The sequence below is a fragment of the Vogesella facilis genome (genome assembly GCF_042648525.1).
In the GTDB taxonomy this organism is placed as follows: Bacteria; Pseudomonadota; Gammaproteobacteria; order Burkholderiales; family Chromobacteriaceae; genus Vogesella; species Vogesella facilis.
Genome location: NZ_JBHRXN010000034.1, coordinates 21294 through 35848 on the forward strand (window position 1 = coordinate 21294; position 14555 = coordinate 35848).

A 14555-nucleotide genomic window follows, 5' to 3' on the forward strand; every position below is an offset into this window, starting at 1 on the left:
CTCAGCCGTCATCTCGACAGGCAACAAGGTTGGCCGCAGCAATGCGGCCAACCTTTTGTCTTTCTGGCGCCGCGCGCAGCAGGCAACACCGCGGCGTGCCGTAGCGCTAGCGGCGCCTGCGACAGTGACACGCAAGGCCCGGCAAACCGCGCGCGCGAGCTGACGCTCACGGCTGCTCGCCCACCAGGTAGCGCTGGCTCATGGCCTTGAACTCGGCACTGCCGGACACCCGCAGCGCTTCGAACAGCACCATCTCGCGCGTCACCAGCACCGCGCCGGCATCGCGCATGCGCTGCAGGCCGTAGTCGCGGTTCATTTCGCCACGGCTGGAAACCGCGTCGGCCACCACGAACACCTGCTTGCCCAGTGCCAGCAGCCCCAGCACCGTCTGCAGCACGCAGACATGCGTCTCCATGCCGCACACCAGCACCTGGCTGCGCGCCAGCAAATCCTCCGGCAGGCAGTCCGCCGCCACGCAGGAAAAATGCAGCTTTTCCACCACCAGCGCCGCCGGCGCCGCCGCCAGCAGCTCGGGCACGGTATGGCCGAGGCCGTGCGGGTACTGCTCGGAAAACACCACCGGCAGCCCCACGTCGTGCGCCGCCGACACCAGCCAGCGGCAGCGCGCCAGCATGCCCGCCGCGTCCAGCACCGCCGGCAGCAGCTTCTGCTGCACATCCACCACCAGCAGGGTGGCGTCGTTCTTGTCGATCAGCATATTGCTCTCCTCGGTAATTCCGGCTTTCGCCGTTACAAGCCGGCTCCTACTATGACCTTGCACAGCTTACGCAGTTGCCATAAGCAAGGGCAAACCCCAGATGGGCGCGGCAACGCGTTGTGGCACCATGCGGGCAATACAGAGCACAGGCCCGCACGGCCGCCGGAGAGACTCATGCTGCAAGGCGCTTACCGCGAATTCCATCAACGCATCCTGGAAACCATCTCGGCGCGCCGGGTGTTCACCGACCCGCTGTCGACGCTGGCCTACGGTACCGATGCCTCCTGTTACCGGCTGACGCCCAAGGTGGTGATCAAGACCGAAAACGAGGACGAGGTGCGCGCCATCCTGCGCGAGGCGGCCAGCCTGCAGCTGGCGGTGACCTTCCGCGCCGCCGGCACCTCGCTGTCCGGCCAGGCGGTGAGCGATTCCATCCTGGTGGTGGCCAGCCACGGCTGGAAGCGGCTGCAGGTGCTGGATAACGGTGCGGCCATCCGCCTGCAGCCAGGGGTGATCGGCGCCGAGGCCAATGCCGCGCTGCTGCCCTACGGCCGCAAGATCGGCCCCGACCCGGCCACCATCAACTCGGCGATGATAGGCGGCATCGTCAACAACAACTCCAGCGGCATGTGCTGCGGCACCGCGCAGAACAGTTACCAGACGCTGCTGAGCCTGCGCCTGCTGCTGGCCGACGGCGCGCTGCTGGACAGCGGCGACGCCGCCAGCGTGGCGGCGTTCCGCGTCAGCCACGCCGGCCTGCTGGCACAGTTGGCCGCCTTGCGCCAGCGCGTGCTGGCCGACGAGGCGCTGGCGGCGAAGATTCGCCGCAAGTACAAAATGAAGAACACCACCGGCTACAGCCTGAACGCGCTGCTGGATTTTGCCGACCCGCTGGAGATGCTCACCCACCTGATGGTGGGCAGCGAGGGCACGCTGGGTTTTGTTGCCGAAGTCAGCTACCGCACGGTGGAGGAGCATCCGCACAAGGCCTCCGCCCTGGTGTTCTACCCAGACATCAAGGCCGCCTGCGACGCGGTACAGCTGCTGGCGCAGCACAAGGACGTGGTGTCCTCGGCCGAGCTGCTGGACCGCGCCAGCCTGCAGTCGGTGGAGAACAAGGCCGGGGTGCCGGCGTTCATCAAGACGCTGGGGCCGGACGCCGCCGCCATCCTGATGGAAACCCGCGCCGCCGACGCCGGCCAGCTTGCGGCCAACGTGGCCTTCATCGAAAACCGCATCGGCCACATCGCCAGCCTAGACGGCATCCGCTTCACCAGCGATAGCGCCGAGTACACCCGCTACTGGAACATCCGCAAGGGCATGTTCCCCAGCGTGGGGGCGATGCGTGCGGCGGAAACCACGGTGATCATCGAGGACGTGGCCTTCCCCATCGAGCACCTGGCCGAGGGCACGCTCAAGCTGCAGGCGCTGTTCCAGCAGTTCGGCTACCACGAGGCGATCATTTTCGGCCACGCGCTGGAAGGCAACCTGCACTTCGTGTTCACCCCCAACTTCAGCGGCGCGGCGGAAATCGCCCGCTACGAGGCCTTCCTCGACGCGGTGTGCCAGCTGGTGGCGGTGGAATACGAAGGCGCGCTGAAGGCCGAGCACGGCACCGGCCGCAATATGGCGCCGTTCGTGGAGCTGGAATGGGGCGCAGCGGCGTTCCGTCTGATGCAGGAGATCAAGGCACTGTTCGACCCGCAGGGCATCCTCAACCCGGACGTGATCATCACCCGCGACAAACAGCTGCACGTGCGCGACCTGAAGCCGATCCCGGCGGCCAATGCGCTGATCGACAAATGCATCGAATGCGGCTTCTGCGAGGTGATGTGCCCCAGCCGCGCCATCACCCTCACCCCGCGCCAGCGCATCGTCGCCAACCGCGAAATGGCGCTGCTGGCAAAGCAGGGCGACAGCGAGCGGCTGGCCGAGATCCAGGCCGCCTACCAGTACGCCGGCGACGAGACCTGTACCACCTGCGGGCTGTGCGAAACCGCCTGCCCGGTGGGCATCAACACCGGCAGCCTCACCAGCCTGATCCGCCAGGCGCAGCTGTCCGACATCGGCTGGGCCACCGCCAACACCCTGGCCGACAACTTCGCCACCGCCACCGCCGGCGCGCGGCTGGGGCTGAAGGCGCTGGACACCCTGCACGCGCTGGCCGGCGACGCCGCCACCGGCGCCGTGATGCGCGGCCTGCGCAAGGTAGTTGGCCGCAAGATTCCGCGCTGGACGCCGTACTTCCCGCGCGCCGCCGGCAAGCTGCAACTGGCCGCCGGCCAGGCGCACGCCGAACGCCGCGTGGTGTACCTGCCGTCCTGCCTGACCCGTACCTTCGCCCCGGCGGCCAATATGCCGGACGCCCGGCCGCTGAACGAGGTGGTGGCCTCGGTGCTGGGCAAGGCCGGCTACCGGCTGATCTACCCGGACAATCTGGCCAGCCTGTGCTGCGGCACGCCGTTCAAGTCCAAGGGCGCGGCCGAGGCGGCGCAGAAGAAGGTGAACGAGGTGGAAGCCGCGCTGCTGGCCGCCACGGAAAACGGCCGCTGGCCGGTGATCATCGACAACGGCGTGTGCACCGCCGCGCTGCTGGATGGCATCGCCGACCCACGGCTGCGCATCCTCGACGTGACCAGCTTCGTGCAGGAAGAGGCCGCGCAGTACCTGCAGTTCAGCCCGCAGGACGACACCGTGGCGCTGCACGTGGTGTGCTCGATGCGCAAGAAGGGCCAGAGCGCCAACCTCAACGCGCTGGCACGGCGCTGCGCCAAGACGGTGATCGAACCGGCCGGCATCACCTGCTGCGGCTTTGCCGGCGACAAGGGCTTTTCGCACCCGGAGCTGAACGAAAGCGCTCTGACCGGCTTGAAAGAACAGGTGGCCGGCTGCTGCGGCGGCTTCTCCACCAGCGCCACCTGCGAGATCGGCCTGTCCAGCCACAGCGGCATCCCCTACCAGCACCTGATGGTGCTGGTGGACAAGGCCAGCCAGCCGCGGCGCTAGAGCACACCCCGGCAACTGCCCGTGCCGCCACAACGTTGGCCGCACGGGCAGTTGTGTTGCCGGCTAAGCGCATGGCATGGTGTGGGTTCGGGCGCGGCCAGCCGCTGCCGCCCCGGCAACGCCGAAAGCCACCGATGAACTACCAGATCCGCCGCCTCGCCCCCACCGACGCCGCCGCGCTGCACCGCCTGCGCACCAGCCCCGGCGTGGTGCGCAACACCCTGCAGCAACCGTTCCAGTCGCTGGCCAGCGTGCAGCAGCTGCTGGACAACTTCCCGCCGCACATCCACGCACTGGTGGCCTGCACCCCGGACGGCGAACTGGTGGCCTGCGGCGGCCTGCATCTGGCCATCTCGGCACGGCGCCGGCATAGCGCGCTGCTGTTCCTGATGGTGCGCGACGACTGGCAGGGCAAGGGCGCGGGCAGCAGCCTGCTGCGCGCGCTGCTGGACTACGCCGACAACTGGCTGGATCTGAAGCGCATCGAGCTGGATGCGGTACACGACAACCACGGCGCCATCGCGCTGTACCAGCGCTACGGCTTCGCGCACGAGGGCGTGGCGCGCGGCTTCAACCTGCGCGAAGGGGTGTACGAGGACGCGGTGCTGATGGCGCGGCTGCGCTTTCGCCCCGGCGAGCATGCGGCCAACCTTGCGGAGCATACTGCGCAACCGGGCGCGGTCGCGCGGCGCGATGGCAGCCGCCAGCCATTCAGCCTGCGCCACAGCGAGCCGGCCGACGCCGCCGGCGTGGCGGCGCTGATGGCACACGACAGCACCCAGGCCAACACCCTGCAGCTGCCCTACCCCAACGAGGCGTTTTGGCGGCAGCGGCTGAGCGCCGGCAACCTCGGCCTGGTGGCGCTGGACGCCGCCGGCGGCATCATCGGCAATGCCGGCATCTGGCAGCCCGGCGACAACCCGCGGCTGGGCCACATCGCCGAACTGGGCATCACCGTGCATCCGGCGCAACACGGCCAGGGGGTGGGCAGCGCGCTGCTGCGGGCGCTGCTGCAACAGGCCGGCGACTACCTGCCCTACCGCCGGCTGCAGCTGAAGGTGTTCAGCGACAACGCGCCGGCGATCGCGCTGTATGAAAAATACGGTTTTGCCCGCGAAGCCACGCTGCGCGGCGACAGCCTGCGCCACGGCGGCTACCACGACAGCCTGCTGATGGCACGGGCGCTGAAATAACCATGCGCCGCCTGCTGCAGCTGGCCGGCAGTCTGTGGGCGGCGCCGTGCTCGCTGCTGGGCCTGCTGTGTGCGCTGCCGCTGCTGCTGTGCGGCGGCAGTCTGCGCCGCAGTCGCGGCGAGCTGCCAACGTGTCTGGAGATAGCGCTGCCACGGCGCTGGCAGCACCACCGGCTGCCGTTTGACGCCCTCACCCTGGGGCAGGTGATCGTGGGGCAGAATCATGCCGTGCTGGCGGCGCTGCGCGCGCACGAGCAGGTGCACGTGCGGCAGTTCCAGCGCTGGGGCGTACTGTTGCTGCTGGCCTACCCGGCCGCCAGCCTGTGGCAATGGCTGCGCGGCAGGCGGCCGTACTGGGACAATCCGTTCGAGGTGCAGGCGCGGCACCTGAGCGGCATTCCGCCGGAGCCGCGCCAACGCGCCAGCAAGTGAGCCGCGCTTGGCCGCGGCGTTAGCGCAAACCGGGCAATGTTGAATTTGTGATGCGAATACTGATGTTGCTAGCGCTGCCGCTCGGTACACGGGCAAGCCGCTACCGCCCTGGCCGCAACGTGAATGACGCAGACATGCCAGTGACCACCATCACGCCTGGCCGGCACTACAGCGCCGGCCACGGCAGTGCCGCCGGCGGGTTGGCCGCCAGGTAGTCGGCCAGCTGCGCTTGCGGCCAACATTCGCCGTGCGCGGGCAGGCTGCTGAAACTGAACGACTCGCCATCCAGCGCAAAGCTCAGCGCGTAGGCATGCAGATAGGTGCGGTCGGCGGCGCTGCCGCCGTACAGCGCATCGCCGAGAATTGGCGCGCCCAGCGACTTCATCGCCACCCGCAGCTGGTGGGTCTTGCCGCTGCGCGGGCGCAGCACGAACAGCCGCCGCCCCGGCGCCAGCGAATGGCTGAAGAACTGGGTGACCGCCGGGTTGGCCTGGCTCTGGCACAGGCGCCAGGCGCCGCCGCGGCCCTTGTCCATATCGCCCTTGATCAGCCCCTGCTTGCGGCTGGGTTTGGCGTCGGACAGCGCCAGGTAGTACTTCTGCACCTCGCGGCCGGCAAAGGCGGCGCCCAGCGCGGCGGCCACGGCCTGGCTGCGCGCCACCAGCAGCAAACCGGAGGTAACCTTGTCCAGCCGGTGTACCGGCCACAGCGCCGCATCCTGCAGGCCGTCGCGCAGGATGTCCAGCACGCCGGGCGCGTCGTCCTCGCGGTGGAAGCCGACGCCCGGTGCCTTGGCGATCACGTAGAAGCGCGGGTCGGTGGCGACGAGCTGGAACATGCGGGGCTTTCGGAATGGGAAACGGCCGGCATTGTCGCCAGCGCATGGCCGCAGGGCAAGTGTCCCGGCCACGCTAGACGTCACCGCAGCGCCCGCCACGCGCCGGCATGACCCGGGCGGCCATGCCCGCGAGCGCGCACATCATCCGCGGCGGGGCGCGACCACGTTGCCACACCAGCGCCACGCTGGCGCGGCCGGCTTGAGCGCCGCCGGCACTGCCCTCTCGGGCGGCACCGTGCGGCAAGGCTCAGCCCAGTGCTTCTTCCATCTTGCGCGCCGCCAGCCGCATCTGCTTGCGGATTTCGGCCTCGCGGAAGCGCTTCTTGTGGCTTTCGGTATCCAGCGACAGCGGCGGTACCGGCATTGCCTGGCCATTGTCGTAGGCCACCATGGTGAAGTAGCAGCTGTTGGTGTGGCGCACGCTGCGCTGCTGGATGTTCTCCGCCACCACCTTGATGCCCACTTCCATCGAGGTGCGGCCAACGTGGTTGACGCTGGCGTAGAAGGTCACCATCTCGCCGACGTGGATCGGCTGCTTGAACAGCACCTGATCCACCGACAGCGTCACCACGTAGCAGCCGGCATAGCGGCTGGCACAGGCGTAGGCCACCTGGTCCAGCAGCTTCAGCAGCACGCCGCCGTGCACGTTGCCGGAGAAGTTGGCCATGTCCGGCGTCATCAGTACCGACATGCTCAGCTCGCGCTGATTCATGCTTTGTTCGCTCATAATCCCTGCCTGTCCTTTCTGCCTTGTGGCCGCCCAAACAGGCGACCGGCATGTGTTCACTGTTTGCGATGACGGCGGCGTACAATGGCACTCCCACCCCACCGCCCGCTACCGCCATGTCTTCTTCATTGTCGCGACTGTTCCAGTACGCCCGCCATTACCGGCGGGATGCGTATCTTGCCAGCCTGTTTTCCGTGTGCAACAAATTCTTCGACATCCTGCCCGAGGTGCTGATCGGCGTGGCGGTGGATGTGGTGGTGAGCAAGCAGGATTCGTTCCTGGCCCGCCTCGGCATCACCGACACCTTCCACCAGCTGCTGTGGCTGGGCCTGCTCACCGTGTTGATCTGGGGCGGCGAGTCGCTGTTCGAATACCTGTACCAGCTGCGCTGGCGCAACCTCGCGCAGAACCTGCAGCACGACCTGCGGCTGGACGCCTACCGCCACGTGCAGAAGCTGCCGCTGGCCTATTTCGAGAATAAGAGCACCGGCAATCTGATGTCCATTCTCAACGACGACATCAACCAGATGGAGCGCTTTCTCAACGGCGGCGCCAACAGCATCATCCAGGTGCTGTGCTCCAGCGTGCTGGTAAGTGCGGTGTTCTTCTACCTGGCGCCTAAGCTGGCGGTGATCGCGCTGTTCCCGGTGCCGCTGATCCTGTTCGGCACCTTCTGGTTCCAGCGCCGCATCGCCCCGCGCTATGCCGCGGTGCGCGAGGCGGTCGGGGTGGTGAACGGCCGCCTCAACAACAATCTGCTGGGCATCGCCACCATCAAGGCCTTTACCGCCGAGGAGTTCGAGGCCGAGCACATCCGCGATGCCAGCGAGCGCTACCGTGCGGCCAACGCCCGCGCCATCCGCCTGTCGTCCGCCATCATCCCGGTGATCCGCATGGCGATCCTGGCCGGCTTCGTGGTAACGCTGGTGTACGGCGGCTACCTGGCGCTGTCCGGCGCCATCGGCGTCGGCAGTTACTCGGTGCTGGTGTACCTGACCCAGCGCCTGCTGTGGCCGCTTACCGGCCTGGCCGACATCGCCGACCTGTACCAGCGCTCGATGACCGCCATCGACCGCGTGCTGGGCGTGCTGGCCGCGCCGCTCACCATCGACTACCACGGCGCGCCGCTGCCTGCCGCGCAAGTATCCGGCGCGCTGGCTTTCAACAAGCTGTCATTCGGCTACGGCGAGCAGCAGGTACTGCACGAGGTGTCGCTGCAGGTGCCGGCCGGCCGCACCGTGGCCTTCGTCGGCGCCACCGGCTCCGGCAAGAGCACGCTGATCAAGCTGCTGCTGCGCTTTTACGAGTCGGCGCACGGCAGCATCACCCTGGACGGCCAGGACATCCGCGCGCTGGCGCTGGCCGATCTGCGCCGCGCCATCGGTTACGTGAGCCAGGACGTGTTCCTCACCGACGGCACGGTGGCGGCCAACATCGCCTACGGCATGCCGCATGCCAGCCGCGAGGCCATCATCGCCGCCGCGCGCGCCGCCGAGGCCGACGAGTTCATCGCCCGCCTGCCGCAGGGCTACGACACCGCGGTGGGCGAGCGCGGCCAGAAGCTGTCCGGCGGCCAGCGCCAGCGGCTGGCACTGGCGCGCGCCATCCTGAAAGACCCGCGCATCCTGGTGCTGGACGAAGCCACCAGCGCGGTGGACAACGAAACCGAGGCGGCGATCCAGCGCTCGCTGGAGGTGGTGTCGCGGGGCCGCACCACGCTGGTGATCGCCCACCGCCTGTCCACCGTGCGCCACGCCGACTGCATCTACGTACTGGAGCATGGCCGCGTGATGGAAACCGGCACCCACGAGCAGCTGTTGGCCGCGGGTGGCAGCTATGCCGCGCTGTGGCGGCTGCAGACCGGCGAGCGCAGCAGCATCACCGCCTGAGGCGCCGGCCGGCCGCACAGCAAGGGCGTGCCCGCAGGCACGCCCTTGCGCAGGCTGCTGACAAAATACCCATTTATGCGCCACCGGGCCCAGCGAAGCCGGGCCGCTCCAGCTAAGCCTTTGAATCGGCAGCCTTCCCGTTTACAAAACAAAGTCCTTTTGCGAGGCAAAAGGACTTTATCAACACTCTCAGCAAGGGCGTACCCATGGGCACGCCCTTGCTACTGGTGGCGATGTCCTACAATGAATCAGCCTTCCCAAGTGGCTGATTCCTCATGGCAATTTCCGGCATCTCCTCTTCCGGCGGTTACGGCGCTGCGCTGTACGGCAGCGCGGGGAGCCTGTCGACCATTGCCGACCGCTCGCCCGGCTACAGCAGCGGCAGCAGCAGCAATGGCAAGCTCAGCGAGGACGACCAGGCGCTGCTGCGCGCGCTGCAGAACCGCGACCGCGAGGTGCGCGCCCACGAGCAGGCGCACCTGGCCGCCGCCAGCGGCATCAGCGTCAGCGGCCCCAGCTACGACTACCAGCAGGGGCCGGACGGCGCGCGCTACGCCATCGGCGGCAGCGTCAGCATCGAGGTATCGCCGGCGCGCACGCCGCAGGAAACCGCGCAGAAGGCACGCATCATCCAGGGCGCCGCACTGGCACCGGCGCAGCCCTCCGGCCAGGATCTGGCGGTGGCCGCCAGGGCGCGGCAGATGGAGCTGCAGGCGCTGGCCGAGGAAGCGCAGCAACGCCAGCAGCAGAGCAAGCTGAGCCAGGCCTATGCCGACGGCGACGCCCCGCTGCTGCAGGGGCTGGCCGTCAACACCCGCGCCTGAGCCTTACAACCAGCGCCGCACCCGGCGGCAGTAGGCCAGGTAGTCGTCGCCAAAGCGTGCGGCCAACGCCCGCTCCTCCGGCACGATCTGCCAGCGGGTGATCCACAGCCAGAACAGCAGCGGCCCGGCCAGCGCCGCCCAGTTGCCCAGCCACAGCGCCCAGGCCAGCAGCAGGCACAGCATGCCCAGGTACATCGGGTTGCGGCTGAGCCGGTAGAAGCCGCTCACCACCAGCGCCGTGCTGTTCTGCGGCTTGAGCGGATTCACCGTGGTGTGCTGGCGGAAAAAAGCCAGCACCGCGCTGCCATCCAGCAGCAGCCCCAGCGCCACGAACGGCCACGCCAGCGCCGCCGGCAGCGGCATGGCCGCAGGCAGCCAGCCGTGCAGCCCATACATCAAGCCGGCACACAGCAGTGCCACCAGTGGTGGCGGCAGCTTGCATTCAAGTGCGTTCATGCTTTGCCTCCCCGATCGGCCGCGCCAGGCGCAGGCCGTTGAAAATCACCAGCAGGCTCGCCCCGACATCGGCGAACACCGCCATCCACAGGCTGGCTACCCCGGCCAGCGCCAGCACAAAAAATACCAGCTTGATCGCCAGCGCCAGCACGATGTTGGCGCGCAGCAGCGCCATGCTGCGGCGGGCATGGGCGAACAGCTGCGGCAGCTTGTCCAGCCGGTCTTCCATCAGCGCCACCTGGGCGGTTTCCAGCGCCACGTCGCTGCCGGCGGCGCCCATGGCGATGCCCAGCTCGGCCTGCGCCAGCGCCGGCGCGTCGTTGACGCCGTCGCCCACCATCGCCACCGCGCCATGCTGGCCCAGCGCGCGGATGCTGGCCAGCTTGTCCTCCGGCAGCAGCGCGCCGGTGGCGGCGGCAATGCCGGCGGCGGCGGCGATGCGTGCCACCTCCGCCGGGTGGTCGCCGGATAGCACCTGCAGTCGCATGCCCTGGCGCTGCAGCGCCGCCACCGCCGCCAGCGCTTCCGGCCGCAGGCTGTCCGCCACCTGCAGCGCGGCCAGCAGCCGGCCGTCAGCGCACAGCAGCATGCCGCCGCGCTGGCGGTAGTCGCTGGCAGCCAGCGCCGTCTCGGCCACGCCCAGCCGTGCGGCCAACCTGGCATTGCCCAGGCCGTAACGCACCCCGCCGATGCCGGCAATGACGCCCTCGCCGGCCAGCTCCTGCAACCCGTCCACCGCCAGCGGCGCGATACCCTGCTGCTGTGCCGCCTGCAGCACCGCGCGCGCCAGCGGGTGGGTGGAATGCGCCTCCAGGCTGGCCGCCAGTTGCAACGCTCCACGCTCGTCCAGCGCCGCATCCAGGCAGCGGATGTCGGCCAGTGCCGGCTGGCCGCGGGTCAGGGTGCCGGTCTTGTCCAGTGCCACCACCCGCACCCGGGCGGCGGTTTCCAGCGCCGCGCCCCCCTTGATCAGCATGCCGTGGCGGGCGGCGGCGGACAGCGCCGACACCAGCGTCACCGGGGTGGCAATCACCAGTGCGCACGGGCAGGCGATTACCAGCAGCACCAGCGCCTGGTACAACGCCTGCTGCCACGGCAGCCAGCCGGCCAACGGCGCACCAATGGCGAACAGCACGGCCAGCGTCACCACCAGCGGGGTGTACACCGCGGCGAAGCGGTCGATAAAACGCTGGGTGGCGGCCTTGCCGGCCTGCGCATCGCGCACCCGCGCGATGATGCGTGCCAGCAGGCTGCCGTCGGCGCTGGCGGTTACCTGTACCGTCACCAGCGCCGCGCCGTTGATGGTGCCGGCGAACACCTGCTCGCCCGGCCCCTTGGCCAGCGGCAGGCTCTCGCCGTTGATCGCCGCTTCGTCGAAATCGCTGTGGCCGCTGGCGATGCGCCCGTCCAGCGGCACGCGCTCGCCGGGGCGCACGCGCACGATGCGGCCAACCTCGACGCTGCCGGCCGCCACCTGCCGCCAGTCGTCGCCGTGCTGCACCCAGGCCAGCTCCGGCTTGAGCGCCATCAGCGCGCGCACTGCGGCGCCGGCGCGTGCCAGCGACATCGCTTCCAGCCGCTCCGACAGCGCGAACAGGAACAGCACCATCGCCGCCTCCGGCCACTGCCCCAGCAGCATGGCACCGCCTACCGCCAGGCTCATCAGGAAGTAGATGTTGAGGCTGCGGCTCTTCAGCGCATACCAGCCCTTACGCGCGGTGGCACGCCCGCCCAGCAGCATCGATGCCGCCGCCAGCGACACCACCGGCCAGCCGCTTTCCGCCTGGCCGGCAAAGGCCAGCGCCTCCGCCAGCAGCGCCAGCACGCCGGCGCTCCACAGCGGCCAGCCGGCCGGCCGCACCGGGGCGACAAGGTTGGCCGCATTCTCCTGCAGCCGCGCGGCCAGGCCGCTGGCAGCCAGCGCCTGCTGCACGGCGGCCAGGCTGGCGCCCTGCTGATGCACGATCAGCGTGCGCTCGATGTAGTTGAAGTCCAGCTGCAGCACGCCGGCCATGCCGGCCAGCGCCTTTTCCACCATGCGCCCCTCGGTGGGGCAGTCCATAGCCGGAATCGCCAGCCGCCACGGCTGACTGCCGGCCGGTGGCGGCGCGGCCGGCGCCGCCACTGCCGGGGCGCCACCGCAAGCGGCGTGCTCGTGCGAATGGTCGTGCTGATGGTCGTGGCCGTGCCCATGCGCGTGGGCATGGCCGTGCTCAGGCTGGTGCTCATGCCGCTGGCCGGCGGCCTGCTCTGCCGCGCTGCTGTGGCAACATTTGTTCATGTCGGTCTCCGCAATGAATTCGGGCTGCCGGCGACGTACTACCGGCCAGCTGATTGCCGCATTGCAAACCTTGTAGCTACTATAAGGTCAAGCACATTTTCGGGAGACTGCCATGCAGATCGGTGAACTGGCCAGAAAGAGCGGCTGCGACACGGAAACCATCCGCTACTACGAACGCGAGGGCCTGCTGCCGGCGCCGGCGCGCAGCGCCAGCGGCTACCGCCGCTACGAGCTGCCGCACCTGGAGCAGCTGGCCTTCATCCGCCACTGCCGTTCGCTGGACATGTCGCTGGCCGACATCCGCCGGCTGCAGGACTACCACCTGCACCCGTCCGCCGCGCCCTGCGACGACATCAACGCGCTGCTGGATGCGCAGATCGGCCGCATCCACCAGCAGATCGCCAGCCTGCAGCGGCTGGAGCAGCAGCTGCTCACCCTGCGCGCCCGCTGCGATGCGCCGCATACCGTGGCCGACTGCGGCATCCTCAAGACGCTGGAAGGCGCCGCCAGCGGCGAAGGCTGCGCCTGCCACGACAGCGCCGGCGGCGATTGAGCGCCCCCGGGGCTGGCCGCGTCCCGCGCCAGGCAGTATAGTTGCCGGTTTGCTGGCCGCCACGGCACGTAAGTCATTAATAAATATTAATAATTACGTACCAAGTGGCTACCAACCGGAAACATTTACCCTGGAAAGCCTGTCCCGATGAAGTTGTCCATGCCAACGATCTTTTCTGTCCTCACCCTGGCCGGCTGCCTGCTGGCCGCCCCGGCCGCCCAGGCCATCTCGCTGTACTCCTCGTCGGAAAGCGTCAGCGCCACGGTAGGCAGCATCTCCGACACCGTGCGCGGCTCGTCCAAGGCGCTGCACGTGGCCGAAGGCGATTACAAGGTGATCGACGTGGCCCAGGCCGACGGCAAACCCGGCCAGCTGCGCCTGACGCTGCAGGCGCTCAACAACCCGCAGCAGGCCGATTTCTACCTGTATGTGCCGCAGGCGGATGCGCAGCACGCCGCCGTGGCCAGCGGCAATACCGTTACCGCCAGCAAGCGCCCGTACGGCCTGGCGTTCGCCAAGGCCGATAGCGCGGCGCCGTTCGTGCTGGTGCTGGAACAGGCCTGGCTGCAGGAGCTGCAGCCCAAGCAGCTGTCCTGATTCCCCGCTGCGCCGGCCCGCTGCCGGCGCCACGCCGTTCCTGCCTCCCGATTGCCACCGCCATGCCCGCCCCCATCGTGTCCCCGTTGTTAGCCAACGTTGGCCGCAAGCTGCTGACGGCGAGCTGCCTGCTCGCCGGCTGGCTGCTGCTGGCCGCCGTGCCGGCCCAGGCCAATTCGCTGCTGTTCTGCGACCGGCCGGCGGCGCAGTCCGCACAGCAGAAAAACCGCCTGCTGTTGTTCAGCGACGCGGTCAAGCAGCTGCTGGAGCAATCCGGCAGCCAGGCCGCCATCGTGGCGCGCGCCGGGCTGGATCTCGACCGCTTCGCCATCCGCTACACCCACGCCGGCATCAGCCTGCGGCAGAGTCCGAACACGCCGTGGTCGGTGCGCCAGCTGTACTACGCCTGCGACGACAGCCAGCCGCACATCTACGACCAGGGCCTGTCCGGCTTCCTGCTCGACAGCCACCAGCAGGACAGCGCCTATGTCTCCGTGCTGCTGCTGCCGCCGCGCGCCGAGCAGCAGCTGGCGGCCACCGCGCTGGACCGCGCGCAGGCACTGGCCATGCTGGGCGCGCAGTACAGCGCCAATGCCTACGCGTTTTCCACCCAGTACCAGAATTGCAACCAGTGGCTGGCGGAGCTGCTGGCGCGCGCCTGGGGGCAGTTGCCGGCCGCGGCGGCGCCGCGCGAGGCGGCGCAAGCCTGGCTGCAGCAGGCGCAGTACCAGCCCAGCAGCATCGACGTGAAATACGGCTTCCTGGTGTGGGCCGCCTACCTGGTGCCGCTGCTGCACAACGGCGACCACCCGGCGGCCGAGCTGGCCGCCCGCCACTACCGGGTGAGCATGCCGGCGGCCATCGAGCAGTTCGTGCGCGCGCAATGGCCGGACAGCCAGCGGGTAGAGCTGTGCGTGCGTAACCAGCAACTGGTGGTGCACCGCGGCTGGGACAGCATTGCCGACGGCTGCGTGCCGGGGGCGGGCGATGCGGTAAGCACGCTGGGCTGAGTTCCCGCTACCGCCAGCCCGCAGGCGTGCAC

13 protein-coding genes are annotated in these 14555 nt (G+C 69.0%); 8 read left to right on the plus strand and 5 right to left on the minus strand.

All coding sequences use genetic code 11. From position 1 onward, the window contains the following. Positions 1-166: 166 nt before the first annotated feature. Complete coding sequence (locus ACFOLG_RS15180; protein WP_386093318.1) at positions 167-718, minus strand: isochorismatase family protein; 552 nt, start codon at positions 716-718, stop codon at positions 167-169. A 174-nt stretch (positions 719-892) separates the two neighbouring features. Here ACFOLG_RS15180 and ACFOLG_RS15185 point away from each other — a divergent pair, with 174 nt between their 5' ends. The 3 genes from ACFOLG_RS15185 (at position 893) to ACFOLG_RS15195 (ending at position 5348) form a co-directional block, all read left to right on the plus strand. Beyond that, positions 893-3724 carry an FAD-binding and (Fe-S)-binding domain-containing protein gene (locus ACFOLG_RS15185; RefSeq protein WP_386093320.1) on the plus strand — a complete coding sequence of 944 codons (2832 nt, stop codon included), beginning with the start codon at positions 893-895 and terminating at the stop codon, positions 3722-3724. A gap of 134 nt (positions 3725-3858) precedes the next feature. Further along, the gene (locus ACFOLG_RS15190; RefSeq protein WP_386093322.1) at positions 3859-4917 is read left to right on the plus strand and encodes a GNAT family N-acetyltransferase; all 1059 of its coding nucleotides are present in this window, start codon (positions 3859-3861) and stop codon (positions 4915-4917) included. A gap of 2 nt (positions 4918-4919) precedes the next feature. After that, on the plus strand, positions 4920-5348 hold the full coding sequence (locus tag ACFOLG_RS15195) for a hypothetical protein (RefSeq protein WP_386093324.1): 429 nt from the start codon (positions 4920-4922) through the stop codon (positions 5346-5348). Between the two features lie 166 nt (positions 5349-5514). Here the strand turns inward: ACFOLG_RS15195 and ACFOLG_RS15200 are convergent, their stop codons facing one another. Both ACFOLG_RS15200 and ACFOLG_RS15205 read right to left on the minus strand, forming a co-directional pair. Next, positions 5515-6186 (minus strand): TIGR01621 family pseudouridine synthase, encoded by a 672-nt coding sequence (locus tag ACFOLG_RS15200; RefSeq protein WP_386093326.1) that lies wholly within the window; start codon positions 6184-6186, stop codon positions 5515-5517. 247 nt (positions 6187-6433) lie between these two features. Further along, entirely contained in the window at positions 6434-6913 is a 480-nt protein-coding gene (locus tag ACFOLG_RS15205; RefSeq protein WP_386093328.1) for an acyl-CoA thioesterase, read from the minus strand. A gap of 116 nt (positions 6914-7029) precedes the next feature. Here ACFOLG_RS15205 and ACFOLG_RS15210 point away from each other — a divergent pair, with 116 nt between their 5' ends. Both ACFOLG_RS15210 and ACFOLG_RS15215 read left to right on the plus strand, forming a co-directional pair. Next, a complete protein-coding gene (locus ACFOLG_RS15210) occupies positions 7030-8802 on the plus strand; it encodes an ABC transporter ATP-binding protein (protein WP_386093330.1) in 1773 nt (590 codons plus the stop codon). Positions 8803-9077: 275 nt separating this feature from the next. Continuing rightward, on the plus strand, positions 9078-9626 hold the full coding sequence (locus tag ACFOLG_RS15215) for a putative metalloprotease CJM1_0395 family protein (protein ID WP_386093332.1): 549 nt from the start codon (positions 9078-9080) through the stop codon (positions 9624-9626). A gap of 3 nt (positions 9627-9629) precedes the next feature. On the opposite strand, the gene ACFOLG_RS15220 is transcribed toward ACFOLG_RS15215, so the two are convergent. Further along, entirely contained in the window at positions 9630-10082 is a 453-nt protein-coding gene (locus tag ACFOLG_RS15220; protein WP_386093334.1) for a methyltransferase family protein, read from the minus strand. Continuing rightward, the gene (locus tag ACFOLG_RS15225) at positions 10069-12363 is read right to left on the minus strand and encodes a heavy metal translocating P-type ATPase (RefSeq protein WP_386093336.1); all 2295 of its coding nucleotides are present in this window, start codon (positions 12361-12363) and stop codon (positions 10069-10071) included. Before ACFOLG_RS15225 ends, ACFOLG_RS15220 begins: the two co-directional genes overlap by 14 nt. 112 nt (positions 12364-12475) lie before the next feature. Here ACFOLG_RS15225 and cadR point away from each other — a divergent pair, with 112 nt between their 5' ends. The 3 genes from cadR to ACFOLG_RS15240 all read left to right on the plus strand — a co-directional run bounded on the left by cadR (position 12476) and on the right by ACFOLG_RS15240 (position 14523). Beyond that, positions 12476-12916 (plus strand): Cd(II)/Pb(II)-responsive transcriptional regulator, encoded by a 441-nt coding sequence (gene cadR / locus ACFOLG_RS15230; RefSeq protein WP_386093338.1) that lies wholly within the window; start codon positions 12476-12478, stop codon positions 12914-12916. A 159-nt stretch (positions 12917-13075) separates the two neighbouring features. After that, positions 13076-13513, plus strand: coding sequence for a hypothetical protein (locus tag ACFOLG_RS15235; protein ID WP_386093340.1), 438 nt, complete (start codon positions 13076-13078; stop codon positions 13511-13513). Between the two features lie 62 nt (positions 13514-13575). Further along, the gene (locus ACFOLG_RS15240) at positions 13576-14523 is read left to right on the plus strand and encodes a DUF2145 domain-containing protein (protein ID WP_386093342.1); all 948 of its coding nucleotides are present in this window, start codon (positions 13576-13578) and stop codon (positions 14521-14523) included. The last annotated feature ends 32 nt before the right edge of the window (positions 14524-14555 follow it).

Excerpts from the sequence above, each read along its gene's own strand:
- ACFOLG_RS15180 (WP_386093318.1), bottom strand. The coding sequence starts at position 718 with ATGCTGATCGACAAGAACGACGCCACCCTGCTGGTGGTGGATGTGCAG.
- ACFOLG_RS15185 (WP_386093320.1), top strand. The coding sequence starts at position 893 with ATGCTGCAAGGCGCTTACCGCGAATTCCATCAACGCATCCTGGAAACC.
- ACFOLG_RS15190 (WP_386093322.1), top strand. The coding sequence starts at position 3,859 with ATGAACTACCAGATCCGCCGCCTCGCCCCCACCGACGCCGCCGCGCTG.
- ACFOLG_RS15195 (WP_386093324.1), top strand. The coding sequence starts at position 4,920 with ATGCGCCGCCTGCTGCAGCTGGCCGGCAGTCTGTGGGCGGCGCCGTGC.
- ACFOLG_RS15200 (WP_386093326.1), bottom strand. The coding sequence starts at position 6,186 with ATGTTCCAGCTCGTCGCCACCGACCCGCGCTTCTACGTGATCGCCAAG.
- ACFOLG_RS15205 (WP_386093328.1), bottom strand. The coding sequence starts at position 6,913 with ATGAGCGAACAAAGCATGAATCAGCGCGAGCTGAGCATGTCGGTACTG.
- ACFOLG_RS15210 (WP_386093330.1), top strand. The coding sequence starts at position 7,030 with ATGTCTTCTTCATTGTCGCGACTGTTCCAGTACGCCCGCCATTACCGG.
- ACFOLG_RS15215 (WP_386093332.1), top strand. The coding sequence starts at position 9,078 with ATGGCAATTTCCGGCATCTCCTCTTCCGGCGGTTACGGCGCTGCGCTG.
- ACFOLG_RS15220 (WP_386093334.1), bottom strand. The coding sequence starts at position 10,082 with ATGAACGCACTTGAATGCAAGCTGCCGCCACCACTGGTGGCACTGCTG.
- ACFOLG_RS15225 (WP_386093336.1), bottom strand. The coding sequence starts at position 12,363 with ATGAACAAATGTTGCCACAGCAGCGCGGCAGAGCAGGCCGCCGGCCAG.
- cadR (WP_386093338.1), top strand. The coding sequence starts at position 12,476 with ATGCAGATCGGTGAACTGGCCAGAAAGAGCGGCTGCGACACGGAAACC.
- ACFOLG_RS15235 (WP_386093340.1), top strand. The coding sequence starts at position 13,076 with ATGCCAACGATCTTTTCTGTCCTCACCCTGGCCGGCTGCCTGCTGGCC.
- ACFOLG_RS15240 (WP_386093342.1), top strand. The coding sequence starts at position 13,576 with ATGCCCGCCCCCATCGTGTCCCCGTTGTTAGCCAACGTTGGCCGCAAG.